12 protein-coding genes, 3 tRNA genes and 2 pseudogenes are annotated in these 17,620 nt (G+C 37.5%); 15 read left to right on the top strand and 2 right to left on the bottom strand.

All coding sequences use genetic code 11. The annotated features are described in order from the left end of the window. The 6 genes and pseudogenes from trkA (at position 1) to ACFIJZ_RS06515 (ending at position 7,552) form a co-directional block, all read left to right on the top strand. Positions 1–1,377, top strand: coding sequence for a Trk system potassium transporter TrkA (trkA, locus tag ACFIJZ_RS06540; RefSeq protein WP_273791154.1), 1,377 nt, complete (start codon positions 1–3; stop codon positions 1,375–1,377). Positions 1,378–1,387: 10 nt separating this feature from the next. Next, a pseudogene (locus ACFIJZ_RS06535) lies at positions 1,388–2,197 on the top strand (hypothetical protein). Positions 2,198–2,343: 146 nt separating this feature from the next. Continuing rightward, on the top strand, positions 2,344–2,976 hold the full coding sequence (gene clpP, locus ACFIJZ_RS06530) for an ATP-dependent Clp endopeptidase proteolytic subunit ClpP (RefSeq protein ID WP_273791156.1): 633 nt from the start codon (positions 2,344–2,346) through the stop codon (positions 2,974–2,976). 183 nt (positions 2,977–3,159) lie between these two features. Then, positions 3,160–4,434, top strand: a complete 1,275-nt coding sequence (gene clpX, locus ACFIJZ_RS06525; RefSeq protein WP_273723371.1) for an ATP-dependent Clp protease ATP-binding subunit ClpX — start codon at positions 3,160–3,162, stop codon at positions 4,432–4,434. Between the two features lie 183 nt (positions 4,435–4,617). Further along, positions 4,618–7,044, top strand: coding sequence for an endopeptidase La (gene lon / locus ACFIJZ_RS06520; RefSeq protein ID WP_273791157.1), 2,427 nt, complete (start codon positions 4,618–4,620; stop codon positions 7,042–7,044). Positions 7,045–7,273: 229 nt separating this feature from the next. Then, positions 7,274–7,552 carry an HU family DNA-binding protein gene (locus tag ACFIJZ_RS06515; protein ID WP_273791158.1) on the top strand — a complete coding sequence of 93 codons (279 nt, stop codon included), beginning with the start codon at positions 7,274–7,276 and terminating at the stop codon, positions 7,550–7,552. A 1,052-nt stretch (positions 7,553–8,604) separates the two neighbouring features. Here ACFIJZ_RS06515 and trmFO read toward each other — a convergent pair. Then, entirely contained in the window at positions 8,605–10,017 is a 1,413-nt protein-coding gene (gene trmFO / locus ACFIJZ_RS06510) for a methylenetetrahydrofolate--tRNA-(uracil(54)-C(5))-methyltransferase (FADH(2)-oxidizing) TrmFO (protein WP_273791159.1), read from the bottom strand. 134 nt (positions 10,018–10,151) lie between these two features. On the opposite strand from trmFO, the gene ACFIJZ_RS06505 reads away from it, so the two are divergent. The 6 genes from ACFIJZ_RS06505 to ACFIJZ_RS06480 all read left to right on the top strand — a co-directional run bounded on the left by ACFIJZ_RS06505 (position 10,152) and on the right by ACFIJZ_RS06480 (position 16,142). Further along, positions 10,152–10,234: transfer RNA gene (locus ACFIJZ_RS06505), tRNA-Leu, on the top strand. A gap of 135 nt (positions 10,235–10,369) precedes the next feature. Further along, positions 10,370–11,797 (top strand): trigger factor, encoded by a 1,428-nt coding sequence (tig, locus tag ACFIJZ_RS06500; RefSeq protein ID WP_375631352.1) that lies wholly within the window; start codon positions 10,370–10,372, stop codon positions 11,795–11,797. A gap of 129 nt (positions 11,798–11,926) precedes the next feature. Continuing rightward, complete coding sequence (gene gatB, locus ACFIJZ_RS06495) at positions 11,927–13,426, top strand: Asp-tRNA(Asn)/Glu-tRNA(Gln) amidotransferase subunit GatB (protein ID WP_273791161.1); 1,500 nt, start codon at positions 11,927–11,929, stop codon at positions 13,424–13,426. A 182-nt stretch (positions 13,427–13,608) separates the two neighbouring features. After that, complete coding sequence (locus tag ACFIJZ_RS06490) at positions 13,609–14,007, top strand: NADH:ubiquinone oxidoreductase subunit NDUFA12 (protein ID WP_012755018.1); 399 nt, start codon at positions 13,609–13,611, stop codon at positions 14,005–14,007. A gap of 90 nt (positions 14,008–14,097) precedes the next feature. Next, on the top strand, positions 14,098–14,523 hold the full coding sequence (locus ACFIJZ_RS06485; RefSeq protein WP_375631374.1) for a DUF2155 domain-containing protein: 426 nt from the start codon (positions 14,098–14,100) through the stop codon (positions 14,521–14,523). An 887-nt stretch (positions 14,524–15,410) separates the two neighbouring features. After that, a complete protein-coding gene (locus tag ACFIJZ_RS06480; RefSeq protein WP_375631351.1) occupies positions 15,411–16,142 on the top strand; it encodes a rhomboid family intramembrane serine protease in 732 nt (243 codons plus the stop codon). Here ACFIJZ_RS06480 and ACFIJZ_RS06475 read toward each other — a convergent pair. Further along, positions 16,139–16,969 (bottom strand): TrmH family RNA methyltransferase, encoded by an 831-nt coding sequence (locus ACFIJZ_RS06475; protein WP_375631350.1) that lies wholly within the window; start codon positions 16,967–16,969, stop codon positions 16,139–16,141. The genes ACFIJZ_RS06480 and ACFIJZ_RS06475 overlap by 4 nt on opposite strands. Positions 16,970–17,175: 206 nt before the next feature. On the opposite strand from ACFIJZ_RS06475, the gene ACFIJZ_RS06470 reads away from it, so the two are divergent. The 3 genes and pseudogenes from ACFIJZ_RS06470 to ACFIJZ_RS06460 all read left to right on the top strand — a co-directional run. Beyond that, a tRNA-Tyr gene (locus ACFIJZ_RS06470) sits at positions 17,176–17,259 on the top strand. Positions 17,260–17,290: 31 nt separating this feature from the next. Then, positions 17,291–17,364, top strand: a tRNA-Gly gene (locus ACFIJZ_RS06465). A 180-nt stretch (positions 17,365–17,544) separates the two neighbouring features. Further along, positions 17,545–17,620 (top strand): annotated as a pseudogene (locus tag ACFIJZ_RS06460) (elongation factor Tu); the annotation flags it as partial.

The raw sequence follows: 17,620 nt of genomic DNA, 5'->3' as shown, positions 1-17,620 counted from the left end.
ATGCGTGTTATTATTTGTGGAGCAGGACAGGTTGGTTATGGGATAGCAGAGCGTCTTGCTGCTGAAAATCATGATGTTACTGTTATTGATATCGAAACGAGATTAATTGAAAAGATTCGCGATACATTGGATGTGAGAGGTTTTGTTGGTCACGGTTCACGGCCTGAAGTTCTTTTGGCAGCAGATGCAGACAAAGCTGATATGTTGATTGCTGTTACTTTGTTTGATGAAGTCAATATGGTAGCTTGCCAAGTAGCACATTCATTATTTAATGTGCCCACAAAAATTGCTCGTATTCGCTCACAATCTTATTTAGAGCCACGTTATAAGACGCTTTTTTCCAGAGAGAATATTCCCATTGATGTGGTTATTTCGCCAGAAGTTGAAGTTGGGGAAATGGTTTTGCGCCGTATTGCTTTACCTGGTGCAATAGATGTTCTTTATTTTTGTAATGATGATATTGTTGCGCTAGCCTTGGAATGTATGGAAGATTGTCCAGTTATTAATACACCTTTGCGTCAATTAACAGAGCTTTTTCCAGATCTTCATACGACGGTTACCGCTATTAAACGTGGCGCGGAATTATTGGTTGCACATTCAGAAACGCAATTACGCGTTGGTGATATAACCTATCTTGTTGTTTCTCGTGAACAGATGCGTCGTGCTGTTGGGCTTTTTGGTCATAAAGAACAAGATGCACACCGCATGATTATTGCAGGGGGTGGTCACATTGGCCTTTATGTTGCACAGGCGATTGAAAAGCGTTTCCATAAATTAAAATTGAAGATTATAGAATCGCATAGAGAAAGAGCTCTTACAATTGCTGATCAGCTTGAAAAAACGACAGTCTTATACGGTAACGTGTTAGATCCAGTGATTCTTCAAGATGCGGGAATTGATCAGTCCGATTTAATGATTACATTGACCAATCAAGATCAGGTTAATCTCTTAAGCGCTATTATTGCTAAAAGATTGGGCTGCAAAGCCAATATGGTATTGATTAATAATGTTGCCTATCAAGAATTTAGTCGTGCTGTTGGTGTGGATGCATATCTTAATCCCCATAGCGTTACAATATCGAGAATTTTGCAACAAATGCGCCGTGGGCGTATTCGTTCTGTTCATTCAGTTTTTAATGGCCGAGCAGAAATTATTGAAGCTGAAGTGATGCAAACATCTTCATTAGTTGGTAAGTCATTATCAGAGCTCAATTTATCAGATGGTTTGAGAATTGGTGCAATTTATCGCAATAAGACAATAATACAGCTTTCGGCAGATACGCGTATTTTGTCTGGTGATAGAATAGTGATTTTTGCTCTTGCTGATAGAGTTCGTGATGTTGAACAACTCTTTCGCGTAAGTTTAGAATATTTTTGATGTATTATCTATGGATATTTGTACTTTTTGGTATAGTGGACAATTAAGATTGGTGGATAGGCTTTGTTTGTCTTCAATGGTTAAAACTGGACAGCGCGTTAAGCTTTTTAGTTATGATAAAAAAATAGATAATCTCCCTGCTGGTGTTGAGCTGCATGAAGCCGAATCAATTTTACCACGCTCAGCAATTTATCGCCTTGATCCCGATTTTTCTGATGATAAACTAGGGTGTACAATTGTTCAGTTCTCGGATTTTTTTCGTGTTATGCTGATGAAATATCAACAAGGTGTTTAGTTAGATACAGATGTTTACCTTGTTAAACAATTTCATCCAGATGCCGATAAGGTTTGGTTGGCAAGAGAAAATAATACAAGAGTAGGCGTTTCTGCACTTTATTTTCCGCCCAATAACCCTATTATAAAAATATTTGAAGATTATTGGGCAGGCACAGAAATTATTCCTCATTGGCTTGGGTTTAAGCGTCGTGTTTGGAGACCGTTCTGGTTAAAGAGGAAAAAAATGCCGATTTTACCGGGAAATCTTGGCGTTACAATATTTGGCAATGATGGTATTTCACGATTAGCAAAACGATATGGTTTTTTTCATGAAGCAAGGGAAAAGGAAACTTTTTATTATTGGACTGGGCGAAAAACTGAACGTATTTTTGAACCAGCTTTTGGCGTAAAGCCGCTTACAGATTCACGCTTGATAGGCTTTCATATTCACAGAAAGACAAAGACCACGAAAAGACCTCAGGAAGGAAGTTTTTACCATTGGGCGGTATCTCGCATTCCTGATGTTCATCATTTGTTTAGGTAGAGTTATTATTGCTATTTTAACTATTGAGATTTTAATCTATCTTATACATCTCTTGATTGTAGCTTGCACAAGAGAGTAATGTTAGCATATGGATAAAAACATTGAATGTGTAAAGAGCGGTTGTTATATGAACGGAAAGTAAAAATATGAGTGATCCAATGAAAACAGCATTAAGCCTTGTTCCTATGGTTATTGAACAAACCAATCGTGGTGAGCGGGCCTATGATATTTTTTCCCGTCTTTTAAAGGAGCGGATTATTTTTATTAATGGTCCTGTTGAAGATGGTATGGCAATGCTTGTTTGTGCACAATTGCTTTTCTTAGAAGCGGAAAATCCTAAAAAAGAAATTAGTCTTTATATTAATTCTCCAGGTGGTGTCGTAACATCTGGTATGGCTATTTATGATACTATGCAGTTTATTCGCCCTCCTGTTTCTACGCTTTGCATGGGGCAAGCGGCATCTATGGGGTCTTTATTGTTAACAGCTGGAGCAAAAGGTCATCGTTTTACATTGCCAAACGCACGTATTATGGTGCATCAACCATCTGGAGGTTTTCAAGGTCAAGCTTCAGATATTGAGCGACATGCGCAAGATATTATAAAGATGAAACGGCGTTTAAATGAAATTTATGTCCAACATACGGGTCAAGATTATGAGGTTATAGAGAAAACTCTCGATCGCGATCATTTTATGACAGCAGAAGAAGCCAAAGCGTTTGGCTTAGTTGATGATGTTATACAATATCGTGCAGAAACTGAAAAAGAAGAAAAAGATTAAGAATTTTTATAGAAAAAACAGCTACTTTAAATCAAAGAGTTTTATAAAAAATATCGCAAAATAAGAGAAACACCTAAAAATATTGAGACATGCATGGTTTTCTATATGTCTTTTAGTTTTCATGATGAAAAGCTTCCTTTGAAAAGGCAAAGTATTCATATATCGTGGTGAAAGGAAAGAAAAATGAGCAAAATTAGCAATAGCGGGAACGAATCAAAAAATACTCTCTATTGCTCGTTCTGCGGCAAGAGTCAGCATGAGGTGCGTAAGCTCATTGCGGGGCCTACTGTATTTATCTGTGATGAATGTGTAGAGCTTTGCATGGATATTATTCGGGAAGAAAATAAGTCTTCTGGGGTTAAGGTGCGTGATGGTGTTCCCACGCCACAGGAAATTATAACAGTTCTTGATGATTATGTTATTGGTCAGCAGCATGCGAAGCGTGTTCTTTCTGTTGCTGTGCATAATCATTATAAACGGTTGGCGCATCAGTCTAAAAGCAATGATATTGAGTTGGCAAAATCAAATATTCTTCTTGTTGGTCCAACGGGCTGCGGTAAAACTTATCTCGCACAAACATTAGCACGTATTATTGATGTACCTTTTACGATGGCGGATGCGACCACTTTGACTGAAGCAGGTTATGTGGGGGAAGATGTTGAAAATATTATTCTTAAGCTCCTTCAAGCAGCAGATTATAATGTTGAACGTGCACAGCGTGGTATTGTTTATATCGATGAGGTTGATAAGATTTCTCGTAAAGCAGATAATCCTTCTATTACAAGAGATGTTTCGGGGGAAGGAGTTCAGCAAGCGTTATTAAAAATTATGGAAGGAACGATTGCTTCTGTTCCTCCTCAAGGTGGACGTAAGCATCCGCAACAAGAGTTTCTTCAGGTTGACACCACAAACATCTTATTCATTTGTGGGGGAGCTTTTGCAGGTTTAGAACGGATTATTTCAGGGCGTGGTGAAAAAACTTCTATTGGTTTTTCTGCGACCGTTAAGGCTCCTGATGAGCGTTGTGTCGGTGAAATTTTTCGTGATTTAGAGCCTGAAGATCTTATAAAATTTGGTTTAATACCAGAATTTATTGGACGCCTTCCTATAGTCGCTACCTTAGAGGATTTAGATGTTAACGCCCTCATGCAAATTTTATCACAACCTAAAAATGCATTAGTAAAGCAATATCAGCGTCTTTTTGAAATGGAGAATGTCGAGTTAGCATTTCATGAAGATGCTTTACGTGTTATTGCAAAGAAAGCAATTGAACGTAAAACTGGTGCTCGTGGTTTACGTTCAATTATGGAGAAGATCCTTCTTGAGACGATGTTTGAGCTACCGGCTCTTGAAGGCGTTCAAAAAGTGGTTATTTCGAGTGATGTCGTTGATGGGAAAGCGCGTCCTCTTTATATTTACTCAGAACGTGCAGAAGATAAAGAAAATGTATCAGCATGACATTGTGCGATGCACAATATAAAAGGTGGTAATGAATGGTATTTGATGGGTGTTTCTAATAATATCATTATAATGCTTGATTTATGTATGAGTAATTACCACTTCATGTACAGTGAAGAGCTGAGGTTTTCTAAAGGTGGGCTGGTTGTTGTAGGTAGCTCATAGGCTCCAGAAAGGAGAGTTATGCAATATATTGATGAAAAGACAGATGAAGTAAGAGATGGGGTTTATGCTGTTTTACCTCTTCGTGATATTGTTGTCTTCCCCCATATGATTGTTCCACTTTTTGTGGGCCGCGAAAAATCAATTCGTGCTCTTGAAGAAACGATGGCGGTTGATAAGCAAATACTATTGGTGACACAAAAAAATGCTTCTGATGACGATCCAAAATCAGAGGATATTTATCATATTGGTACATTTGCTAATATTCTTCAACTTTTAAAGCTTCCTGATGGTACTGTAAAGGTTTTGGTTGAGGGAACTGCACGTGCAAAAATTAGTCAATTTGCTTTAAGTGAAGGTTATCATCAGGCTTTTGCAACTGTTACAGAAGAACCTAGAGAGAGTGATGTTGAGATTGAAGCTCTTTCAAGGTCAGTGATTGCTTATTTTGAAAACTATGTAAAGCTTAATAAAAAAATCTCTCCTGAAGTTGTGAATGCGATTGGCCAGCTTGATAATCCTTCTAAGCTTGCCGATACGATTGCTTCTCATTTGATGATTAAACTTGCAGAAAAGCAGGAAATATTAGAGCTCTTACCTGTGCGGGCCCGTCTTGAACGTGTTTTGTCCTTCATGGAAGGAGAAATTTCTGTTTTGCAGGTTGAAAAACGTATTCGTTCGCATGTTAAACGGCAAATGGAAAAAAACCAACGAGAATATTATCTCAATGAGCAGATGAAGGCTATTCAAAAAGAGTTAGGAGCAGGTGATGATAGCCGAGATGAACTCTCTGAATTAGAAGAACGTATCAAGAATACAAAACTATCCAAGGAAGCGCAGGAAAAAGCTGGAGCAGAATTGAGAAAATTACGGAATATGTCTCCTATGTCTGCAGAAGCGACAGTTGTACGTAACTATCTTGATTGGTTATTAGCAATGCCTTGGGGTAAAAAATCTAAGATTAAAAACAATTTAGATTTTGCTGAAAAGGTCATGAATAATGAACATTTTGGTCTTGAAAAAGTTAAGGAGCGAATTATTGAATATTTGGCCGTACAAAGTCGCGCGTCAAAGATAAAAGGTCCCATTATTTGTTTGTTAGGTCCTCCAGGTGTAGGGAAAACATCATTAGCGCGCTCTATTGCAAAGGCAACGGGACGTGAGTATGTCCGTATCTCATTGGGAGGTGTCCGAGATGAAGCAGAAATTCGTGGACATCGCCGAACATATATTGGATCGATGCCTGGAAAAATTATCCAGTCTATGAAAAAAGCAAAAAAATCTAATCCGCTTTTCTTGCTTGATGAAATTGATAAAATGGGACAAGATTTTCGTGGCGATCCTTCATCTGCTTTATTAGAAGTTCTTGATCCTGAACAAAATGGTACGTTCATTGATCACTATTTGGAAGTTGAATATGATCTTTCTGATGTCATGTTTATCACAACTGCCAATACGCTTAATATTCCAGGTCCGTTAATGGATCGTATGGAAATTATTCGTATCGCTGGTTATACTGAATGTGAGAAAATGGAAATTGTTAAACAGCATCTTTTACCAAAGGCACTAAAAGATCACTGTTTGTCTAAAAAAGAACTCAGTATTTCTGATGGAGCACTAAGGTCAATTATTCAGTTTTATACACGTGAGGCAGGCGTTCGTAACCTTGAACGTGAACTCATGAAAATTTCCCGCAAATCCGTTACAAAAATTCTCAAAACACATCAAAAATCTGTAAAAGTTACAGAAAGTAATATTCATGATTTCTTGGGTGTTAAACGTTATCATTACAATCAGATTGAAGGAGAAAATCAAGTTGGTGTTGTAACAGGTCTTGCGTGGACAGAAGTCGGTGGAGAGTTATTGACCATTGAAGGAGTTATGATGCCCGGCAAAGGGAAGATGACTGTAACTGGAAATTTACGTGATATTATGAAAGAGTCCATTTCAGCGGCAGCATCTTATGTACGTTCTCGTGCTGTTGATTTTGGTATTGAACCTCCACTTTTTGAAAAACGCGATATCCATGTTCATGTTCCAGAGGGTGCGACACCAAAAGATGGCCCATCGGCTGGGATTGCAATGGTGACAGCAATTGTTTCGGTCCTTACAGGAGTAGCTGTGCATAAAGATATTGCAATGACTGGTGAAATTACTTTACGTGGACGCGTTTTACCCATTGGTGGATTAAAAGAAAAACTCTTAGCAGCTCTTCGAGGAGGGATAAAAAAAGTACTTATTCCTGAAGAAAATGCAAAAGATTTGGTTGATATTCCTGATGATGTCAAAAATAATATGGAAATTATTCCGGTAAATCATGTGAGTGAAGTTTTGAAACACGCTTTGGTTCGTTTTCCAGATACTATTGAATGGAAAGAACCCTCTACAGTGGCTGTCCCAATCCGGTCAGAGAGCAGTGATAGTGACGGAATACAGATTGCGCACTGATTCACTTATCTCATTTATAACGGCATTTTTTAGGTGGCAGAAGGCGTTGTTGAGGTTATTATTTTGTTTTTTGTTGGAAAAAGTGAAAAATTCCGTGAATAACTGTGATTATTGCTAAAAAAACAATGTTTTGGATAAAAATAAGACTTCTGTTTGCTGTACTTTTCAATAAACTGACCAATAACATGATTAAGTCATGTTCAGGTAATATAGGGAAAGGAAATATTTTATGAATAAAAGTGAATTGGTTAGCTCCGTTGCTGAAAAGGCAGGTGTTTCGAAAGCGCAAGCTGGTGCTGTTGTTGATGCTTTTATGGCTTCTGTAACAGAAGCTTTAGCTTCAGGGGGAGATGTTCGTCTTCCAGGTTTTGGCACTTTTGAAGTTTCTCATCGTGCTGCAACAAAGGGGCGTAATCCTTCAACTGGTGCTGAAATCGATATTCCAGCACGTTCTGTACCCAAATTTTCTGCAGGAAAAAGCCTTAAAGAAGCAGTTAATAAAAAATAATTTAGAGCTACATTAAAAAAACCCGATTTATTTATAAGCGGGTTTTTTTAACACATGTGTTATGCGCATTTTTCATATAAAACTTTGAGATCTTTGCGATACTTTTTATTTTCATGTATTGCTTAAAATATATTGTTTTTAGTATTTTCAAAAAATATTGCACCGTATTAATTGAGCACTGGTATGGCTTATAAAATGTAATATTAACTTTTATTACGCTGAAGTGTTACGGTATTTATTTCAAAACAAGATCCGTAAATAATATGAGGCGGAAAACTCTGTAAAGTCCATAAAAGTTATTATATATCACCATTTACGCTTAATAAAAGTGCATGTTGGTGCCACCGTGCTATCTATTTTCTCAGTTCCTATAATGTTGCGACTAGCCCCAGATATCTGAGACGAGTGCATAAGGGATAGTTTTATTCTTTTACTCTTATACGCCAACCTTGCTTGTGACACACCAAGAGGATAATTTTATTGATTTATTAGAGAGCCTGAAATGAAAGAATCTTTTGATATTCAGATTTGGTTTTCAATATTGTGATTTTTCTTGGCATTTGAGAGGGGAGAGATAGCTTCAGCTCTATCCTACAAATATTTTTTCCATATCTTTATTTCACTTGTGATATGCAAGCGAGTATTTTTACTTCATCATACAAGAGTTAAAATGAGAGAACATCACAAATTTTGAGGGAGGAAGTTACAAAACAGAAAAATTACTCTTATAAAATAATATACATTACGTAATATAAAAACTATTAATAAAGATAGTACAGTATTACGTGTGTATTTTTCATCTATTTTTTTGATTATTCATAATATATTTATATGATTATTTTTTTAGTCATTAAATCATATTAAATTTTTGATAGCGGTAAAGGTTTTTTATAGCCAAAAGTTATTTCACAGCACCTACATAATTGAATAAATGATGAAATGTAGGTAGTATTTATTGATTGGAGGAGACAGTCTTTAAAAGGCTTTAGAATGATTTTTTCACGAGAGTCATAAAGATCTATTCAGTAGGTGAGAGGCGAATCGTATGTTTTTTATAAACAGGAGCTCTTTGATTCTTTATCTGCTAACCACTGAGTACAATCATTGAGAGCTCTCGCTGTTATGGCTTGTTTTTTTACTAATTTTTTTTCTTTACTTGGTAAGCGTTTCCCTGAATGTTTAATAGAAGCAATAGGGGGAAAAAGTCCGAAATTGATATTCATTGGCTGAAAAGACTGTGTTTCTGCTTTTTCATCTATGATGTGTCCCCCCGTAATATGATTCAAAAGGGCTCCGAATGCTGTAGTTTGTGGGGGGAGGCAAGGGGAAATATGATGATATTCGGCAGCAGCAAAACGTCCAGCAAGAAGCCCTATTGCCGCTGATTCTACATAACCTTCACATCCGGTAATTTGCCCTGCAAAGCGTAGTTGTCTTTTTTGTTTTAAACGAAGGGTTTGATCAAGAATAATTGGCGAGTTGAGGTAGGTATTGCGGTGAAGACCACCAAGACGCGCAAACTCTGCTTTTTCAAGACCGGGAATCATTCTAAAAATACGAATTTGTTCACCATATTTCAGTTTTGTTTGAAAGCCGACCATATTATAAAGCGTTCCAAGTTTATTATCTTGGCGTAATTGAACGACAGCATAGGGTTTAACTGTAGGGTTATGGGCATTAGTTAAGCCCATAGGTTTCATAGGACCATGTCTTAACGTTTCAAGTCCGCGCTCAGCCATAATTTCAATGGGGAGGCATCCATCAAAATAGGGCGTTTTTTCAAAGTCACGAAACTCTGTTTTTTCAGCATTTTTTAACGCTTCAACGAATGTTTCATATTGTTCTTTGTTGAGAGGACAATTAAGATAATCTTTTCCTGTTCCCTCAGGACCAATTTTATCATAGCGAGATTGATACCAACAAATGTTGATATCAATACTGTCGGTATGGATAATAGGTGCAATCGCATCAAAAAAAGAAAGAGCTTTTATACCGGTTATTGCTTGTAATTTTTGAGCAAGTGCAGGCGATGTAAGGGGGCCCGTTGCAATGACAACATGTTTCCAAGCTTTAGGAATTTCTTGAACTTCTTCACGTTTGATTGTTATAAGGGGGTGGTTTTCGAGTGCTGTCGTAACGGTTTTTGAAAATCCATCACGGTCAACAGCAAGAGCACTCCCTGCGGGAACTTTGTTGGCATCAGCAGCTTTCATAATTAACGATTTTGCTAATCGCATTTCAGCATGTAAAAGCCCTACGGCATTTGTTAATGAATCATCGCAACGAAACGAATTTGAACAAACCAATTCTGCCAATTTATCTGTTTTATGGGCATCTGATTTTTTTTCAGGCCGCATTTCATGCAAAACAACAGGAATTCCTGATTGAGCGATTTGCCAGCTCGCTTCACACCCCGCAAGACCGCCACCGATGATATGAATTGGGATATCAAATGTCTTTAACATAATTGACTTTTAGCGTAAGCAGTTATGTATGAAAAGCATAGATTTTGTTTTTTTTAATATATTTGTTTGCTTTTTTTCTGTAATTAATGGTATAGAAACGCCGCTTGTATAAGGTTATTAGCTTGTAAGTTTGAGCGGATGTGGCGAAATTGGTAGACGCACCAGATTTAGGTTCTGGCGGGAGACCGTGGGGGTTCGAGTCCCTCCATCCGCACCAAAGCAATCCCTTAGGTGCTACGGATTTCTACGTGTCTGAAATTCCGCTTCATGGTAAATGTAACACTCGAAGTGTTAGAATGTAATGATTATTAGAGTGGGTTGATCCCTCTCCTTAGAAAAATGAAGGTGTTTAATGCAGGTTACCGAGACGCTTAATGAAGGACTGAAGCGCGAAATTAAGATCGTGGTTCCAGCGAAAGATTTAGAAGAAAAGTTGAATGAACGATTGGATGATACCAAGGGAAAAATCAAGCTTAATGGTTTTCGTCCCGGTAAAGTGCCTAGTGGGCATTTGCGAAAAATGTATGGTAAATCCTTTATGGCGGAGATTCTCAATGAGATACTCAGTGATGCACCCCGTTCTATTTTAGCAGACCGCAATGAACGTGCAGCGATGCAGCCAAAAATTGATATAGATGAAGATGAAAAAATTCTAGATGGCAAAGCTGATTTTACTTTTAGTTTAAAGTATGAAGTTTTACCAAAAATTGACATTAAAGATTTTGAACATATTAAGGTTATTCGTGAAATTGCAACTATTCCTGAACAGGATATTGATGATCAAGTCAATCGCGTCCTTTCTTCTACGCGTAATTATTCCCTAAAAGAGGGGAATTCTGAAGAAGGTGATCGTATTACCATAGATTATCAAGGTAAGCTTGAAGGCGTTCCATTTGAAGGTGGGGCAGATAGTGATGCACAACTGATTCTTGGGTCAAAACAATTTATTCCTGGTTTTGAAGAGCAATTGGTTGGTGTGAAAGCTGGGGATGCAAAAACGATTTTTGTTAAATTTCCAGATAATTACAGTGCGGCACATTTGGCGGGACGGGAAGCAGAGTTTGACATTACTATCAAAGCTGTCTTTAAACCAGATGAATTAAAAATTGATGATGAAGCAGCGCAAAAAGTTGGTTTAGAGTCTCTAGATCGCTTACGTGAGGTCGTTCGTGGGCAGATTGAAAGCCAATATGGTTCAGTGACACGTCAAAAAGTTAAGCGTCAAATTCTTGATGCTTTAGATGCTGATTATAATTTTGAGATTCCTGAAGAACTTTTAGAAGTTGAGTTTAACAATATATGGGCTCAGGTTAATGATGATTTGAAAAAGGCTGGGCGCAGTTTTGAAGATGAAGGTATTACAGAAGAAAAGGCACGGGAGGAATATCGTGTCCTTGCGCAGCGTCGTGTTCGTCTTGGTTTGGTGCTTTCTGAAATTGGAATGAAGGTTGGTGTTAAAGTTAGTGAGGATGAGCTAAAAGCAGCCGTTTTTGATCAGGTTCGCCAGTATCCTGGACAAGAGAAAGAGATTATGGATTTTTTCCGTAGGACTCCGGAAGCTGTTGAAAATCTACGTGCTCCGATTTTTGAAGAAAAGGTCATTGATCATTTATTAGCACAGATAAAAGTCACAGATAAAGAAGTGACGGTTGAAGAGTTGATGAAAGAATATGACGAATCAAATGTTCCTGAAGAAAAGCCGGCAAAGAAAAAGTCTGCAGTGAAAGAAACGTCTACAGAGAAAAAACCAGCTAAGAAAAAGGCTCCTAAAAAAGCTTAATATTTATGCAAACAGAACGAGCCCGATAGAAACGGGCTTGTGTTGTAAGATTTATGTTCTGGGGTTACACTGAGAGAATGGTTTTAGATAAGCCATGAGTATATTTTAAATATTGGTAGTGGATTGGCAATGAGCATCATTGATACGCGTACTCCTGATTCTAAGCGTTTTATTTCTGGAGTTACAGGTGATTGGGAAGTCATCATTGGCATGGAAGTTCATGCGCAAATCATATCAAATTCAAAACTTTTTTCAGGAGCATCAACAAAATTTGGTGCAGAGCCGAACAATCATGTATCACTTATTGATGCAGCCATGCCAGGTATGTTGCCTGTTCTTAATCAAGAATGTGTTCGTCAAGCGGTTCGAACGGGGTTAGGATTAAAGGCGCATATTAATTTAAAGTCTGTTTTTGATCGCAAAAATTATTTTTATCCAGATTTACCGCAGGGGTATCAGATTTCTCAATTTCGCTATCCCATTGTGGGAGAGGGAAAGATTATCATATCTGTTGGTCCAGATTCGAATGGCCAATTTGAGGATATTGAAGTGGGAATTGAGAGGTTGCATCTTGAACAGGATGCTGGAAAATCGATGCACGATCAACATCCAACGATGTCTTTTGTAGATCTTAATCGTTCTGGTGTTGCTCTTATGGAAATTGTTTCCAAACCTGATATGCGCTCATCAGATGAAGCCAAAGCCTATATGACAAAATTGCGTACGATTGTTCGTTATTTGGGCACTTGCGATGGCAATATGGATGAAGGTTCTATGCGTGCAGATGTCAATGTATCTGTTCGTCGTCCTGGTGAAGATTTTGGAACGCGCTGTGAAATTAAAAATGTTAATTCTATTCGCTTTATTGGTCAAGCAATTGAGTATGAAGCGCGTCGTCAGATCGCAATTTTAGAAGATGGAGGCGTCATAGATCAAGAGACTCGGCTTTTTGATGCCGCTAAAGGTGAAACGCGTTCTATGCGCTCAAAGGAAGAAGCGCATGACTATCGTTATTTTCCTGACCCTGATCTTTTACCATTAGAATTTGATCAAGCATTTGTGGATGCTTTGGCAGCAGACTTACCAGAATTGCCTGACGCTATAAAAGCACGTTTTATTAAGGAAATGGGATTGACAGTGTATGATGCTTCCATTCTTGTGACAGAAAAGGCTATTGCTGATTATTTTGAAGAGGTAGCGCGTGGGCGTGATGGAAAAATAGTTGCCAATTGGGTGATTAACGACCTTTTAGGGGCTTTAAATAAAGATAATCGTGAGATTGAAGAGTCCCCAGTATCGCCAAATCAATTGGGAAGTATTATTGATCTCATAAAAGAAGGAGTTATTTCTGGAAAAATTGCCAAAGATCTTTTTGAGATTATTTGGAATGAGGGGGGTGATGCACGCCAAATTGTAGAAGAGCGAAATATGAAGCAGGTAACGGATACAAAGGCTATTGAAAGAGCTGTTGATGAGATCGTTGCTAATAATTCTGATAAAGTTGCGCAAGCAAAGCACAAACCTGCTTTAGCTGGTTGGTTTGTTGGACAGGTAATGAAAGCAACAGGTGGTAAGGCAAATCCCCAAGCTGTTAATGAATTGGTTAAGATGAAACTTGGCATAGATTAAATTTTTATGGGGTGGAGAAGAAGCCATACATATGATATCTTCTTGAAATTAAAGGATAGCACGTTAACCTATCAATTGGAATTGTAGTTGAATTTACGAGTAACTTTTTCGATAATTTCAATCGTTAATAATTTTATTCCAACGATTAATTTCATGAGCGCACTAAATGAATGGAATAGCAGATGGCTCGTTTTTTTAAGCAAATCTTCACATGGTGGAATGGCAATACCATTGGTACGCGTTTTTTCACATGGCGCAAAGGTAAGCGGATAGGGGAAGATCAATTTGGAAATATATATTATGAAGGAGGACTTCATAAGGATGGTTATCCGCACCGTTGGGTTATCTATAAAGACTATTCTGAGGCCTCTACTATTCCACCAGGTTGGCACGGCTGGATTCATCATCGCTGTGAGTGTCCACCAACACAGGAGGATTATCATCCTTATGAATGGGAAAAGCCTCATGTTGCAAATATGACAGGAACAAGTGAGGACTATCGACCAAAGGGGGCTATCACTTCCAATGGAGAGCGTTCTTGTGTGCATGAAGATTATGATGCGTGGTCACCTAAAAAATAACATGTTTTAATGTGCGTGTGTATTTTTGTCTTATTTGACTCTATGTTATGAAAAGAATTATTTTTTTAAGGTGCGATTGATTTTGATATGATGAGATTTTTTTTATTGTTAGGGGTGAGGCATTTTTTATATATTTTTTTAATGGGAATTTTAGTGTTTTTATCCTTAAATAGTGGAGTGCGGGCTGAACGTATTAGCAATGGAATTGCTGTTTTTGCGGGTCTTGACAAAATAACGGGGCGGACTACACGTTTTGAAGTTACTCTTGGTAAAATTTATCAGTACGGTGCATTACAGGTAACTCCACGTGCGTGTTATACGAGCTCTAAAGATGAACCCACGCGTACAACAGGTTTTGTTGAAGTCAATGAAGTGACATTAGATAAAAAAATACGGCGTATTTTTACAGGATGGATGTTTGCAGATAGTCCTGGTTTGAACGCTGTTGAGCATCCTATTTATGATGTATGGTTAAAGGATTGCAAGCAGAATTCTCAAGATCTTCCTCTTCAATGATTAGTGTATTATCTATTTATAATACATTGATTTATAATGGTTATTTATCATTTTACAACTTAATAGGAGGTTCAAATTCCTATGATTACCTCATTTAAAATTTTTTATATTGAATTGATCCAAACTATTCTCTTGCGCGTTAAAAGTGACGGATGTGTAAATAAGACTGTCTAAGAAAGGAATAAAAAACTCCGTCATGAACTGTTTAAATTCAAAGATGCATCATTAGAATAAACATATTTTTTCAGTGTTTCATAAGAGACAGTTCTTGAATTATATCTGTAAAAGGTTGAAATGAAAGGCTTGTTTATATTTGTTAAAGAGATGAACTGACGCTTTTGCATTTATGAGGGAAACAGACTATCAAGTAAGTAATTCATCATGAAACACCAATCAGTATATCTAGAGAACGCCTGTGTTGGTAGTTCTTTTCTCATAGAGATGTCGTTTTTTATTCAAAGAGTAGAAGCAATGCAATCTCTATTAATGGAAAAATTGAGATTTAAGATTATTTAAAGTTTATCAATCGAAGTATAGCTTGGTTAAAAAATGCAGTGATCAATATATTTCTAGTAAGAAAACAATGTTTATATATTTTTATTATATACCACACTCATAAGTGAGTTTGTCTATTCGTAAGTCCTTGTATATTGCATGATAACTTCACATTTAAGTAAGCAGGATACCATTAAGTTTGTAAATCATATTCTTGGTATCCGTGCTTTTTAAAATCTTTTGTATAAAATACACGTGTTTTCATGTAGAGCTATTGAAAATTTAAAAGGGGGCCTCGAAGAGGCGTTAAAAAGATTTTGTATCACTGGGAGTGGTATATTTATTTTGTATAAAGAATAACCCATTTTCTGAAAAATACGAGATTTTATACAATGAAAGTTTCTAGTCACAACCATAATGATGTTTCCCGATTGCCGAAACAACCTAAAGAACCCTTATTGAATGTTCCATTTATTATAGTTGTTTTGATAGCATTTTGTTTTTGTCTTTATTGCATTTCTCAGTATTTTTTTTCTCATCAGTTTTATGTTGAAAGCCTTGAGTTTTTTTCATTTATACCAGCATTGTTTAAGAGGGATCCTGTAGCATTTTGTTATACCATGGTGAGTTATTCATTTATGCATAGTAGTTTTAAACATGTTGCTCTTAATATGGTTTGGCTTTTGGTTTTTGGCTCTCCTTTAGCAAGGCATTTTGGTGTTTTACGTTTTTTAATTTTTTGGGTGTTAACGGCAGTTATTTCTGTTTTGACTTATTTTACATTTCATCAAGAAAGTACCATATCACTTATTGGGGCGTCAGGTGCCGTATCTGGAATGATGGGTGCTATTGCACGTTACGGTTTTCCTAGTGGGAATCTAGCTGTCAATGCGCAGAACGAAAAACTTTTGGGACCTTTATTGTCTGTCAAAAAAGCTCTGTGTTCTAAGGGGGTGCTTGTTTATATGAGTATATGGCTGACGACTGATTTGATCATAGGTATTTCTTCTATTTTGTTTGAAGAAAATGGCATCTCAATAGCATGGGAAGCTCATATTGGCGGTTTTTTTGCGGGTTTTTTGTTGGTTGGTTTTTTTGATGTTTCACAAAAAATTAAAAACTAGGATCTAAGATATTGATGTGCCACATAAAGTGCTATTGTTGCTGCATTTGAAACATTTAATGATTTAATATTTCCAGGCATATCAAGGCGTGTTAAAGCGCAAACGGTTTCGCGTGTTTTTTTACGTAAACCTTTACCTTCTGCTCCTAAAACAAGAGCAATTTTATTCCCTGTTAATGCTGTTTCTAGAGGTTGGTCACCTTCTGAATCGAGACCAAAGCTTGTAAAACCTGTTTGATGAAGTTCTTGAAGAGCTTCAGCGAGGTTTCGTACGGTAATATAATGAATCATTTCCAGAGCTCCAGATGCCGCTTTCGCAAGAACACCGCTTTCGTGGGGAGAGTGACGGCAAGTTGTAATAAGTGCTTTAGCTTTCAATGCAACTGCAGAGCGCATAATAGCGCCAACATTATGTGGATCGGTAATTTGATCCATGACAATGACCAGATCAGTATTGGTTAGTTCCGACAGTTTGCATGGTTTGAGGGGGAGAGTTTCCAGAACAATACCTTGATGAACAGCCTCACTTCCAACAAGCGAATCAAGATATTTGGGGGTGCATAATGTAACAGAGCAAGGATAATCTGATTCGGATATATTTAATCGTTTTAAGGCATTTTGTGTAACGTAAAGACATTTTAAAATTCTTTTTGGGTTTTCTAAAGCAGCCTGAACAGAATGAATGCCATAAAGATGGATGATCCCTTGCTGTAAAGAAGCAGCTTTCTTCTTTGGGTGTGTAAAAGATCGAGAAGGAGAGCCTTTTGTATCGCGATATCGGCGACGCAAACGAGCATAATGAGAATTTTGTGATGTTTTTTCTTTCATAGCTTCTTTATAGCGTGTTAATAAGAAAAATAGAGAGAAAAAAATCTATGATTTAAAATTATGAGCAGGAAATTTGTACAGAACTGTATTTATTCTGTTGACAGATACAATAGTAATCGTCATAACCACTTCGCAATCAGATTGAATTGAATGGGTATTCAAGATGGTTGTCGTGATGTCTCATTGCGTGACTTTATCGGTGTAATGGAGGGGTGCCCGAGTGGTTAAAGGGGGCGGACTGTAAATCCGTTGCGTATGCTACGTTGGTTCGAATCCAACCCCCTCCACCATTCATCGAAGGAGAGTTAGTACGTGGGTCATGCGGGTATAGCTCAATGGTAGAGCAGCAGCCTTCCAAGCTGAATATGCGGGTTCGATTCCCGCTACCCGCTCCAAATGGTTGTTGATGATTGGGCAAATAGGTATGATGGAGGATATTCCATTTATAGATGGGGTGGGGTTTTGCCTCTAAGAGTTGTGGTTATTGGGCTGTTTACAGTCTGGTCAGACTCATTTTTGCAGGACTGACCCTAGGTGCTAACAAAAATAGGGAATAAAACAAGAGATTAATAGCAATGGCGAAGAGCAAGTTTGAACGAACAAAACCGCATGTTAATATTGGTACGATTGGTCACGTTGATCATGGGAAGA

Origin of the sequence: Bartonella sp. CL70QHWL (assembly GCF_042194855.1) — a bacterium.
In the GTDB taxonomy this organism is placed as follows: domain Bacteria; phylum Pseudomonadota; class Alphaproteobacteria; order Rhizobiales; family Rhizobiaceae; genus Bartonella.
This window is presented reverse-complemented; position numbering and strand designations above follow the sequence as displayed.

Coding starts and splice junctions, on each gene's coding strand:
- tig (WP_375631352.1), top strand. CDS start 10,370: ATGCAGGTTACCGAGACGCTTAATGAAGGACTGAAGCGCGAAATTAAG.
- gatB (WP_273791161.1), top strand. CDS start 11,927: ATGAGCATCATTGATACGCGTACTCCTGATTCTAAGCGTTTTATTTCT.
- trmFO (WP_273791159.1), bottom strand. CDS start 10,017: ATGTTAAAGACATTTGATATCCCAATTCATATCATCGGTGGCGGTCTT.
- lon (WP_273791157.1), top strand. CDS start 4,618: ATGCAATATATTGATGAAAAGACAGATGAAGTAAGAGATGGGGTTTAT.
- ACFIJZ_RS06475 (WP_375631350.1), bottom strand. CDS start 16,969: ATGAAAGAAAAAACATCACAAAATTCTCATTATGCTCGTTTGCGTCGC.
- trkA (WP_273791154.1), top strand. CDS start 1: ATGCGTGTTATTATTTGTGGAGCAGGACAGGTTGGTTATGGGATAGCA.
- ACFIJZ_RS06490 (WP_012755018.1), top strand. CDS start 13,609: ATGGCTCGTTTTTTTAAGCAAATCTTCACATGGTGGAATGGCAATACC.
- clpX (WP_273723371.1), top strand. CDS start 3,160: ATGAGCAAAATTAGCAATAGCGGGAACGAATCAAAAAATACTCTCTAT.
- clpP (WP_273791156.1), top strand. CDS start 2,344: ATGAGTGATCCAATGAAAACAGCATTAAGCCTTGTTCCTATGGTTATT.
- ACFIJZ_RS06485 (WP_375631374.1), top strand. CDS start 14,098: ATGAGATTTTTTTTATTGTTAGGGGTGAGGCATTTTTTATATATTTTT.
- ACFIJZ_RS06515 (WP_273791158.1), top strand. CDS start 7,274: ATGAATAAAAGTGAATTGGTTAGCTCCGTTGCTGAAAAGGCAGGTGTT.
- ACFIJZ_RS06480 (WP_375631351.1), top strand. CDS start 15,411: ATGAAAGTTTCTAGTCACAACCATAATGATGTTTCCCGATTGCCGAAA.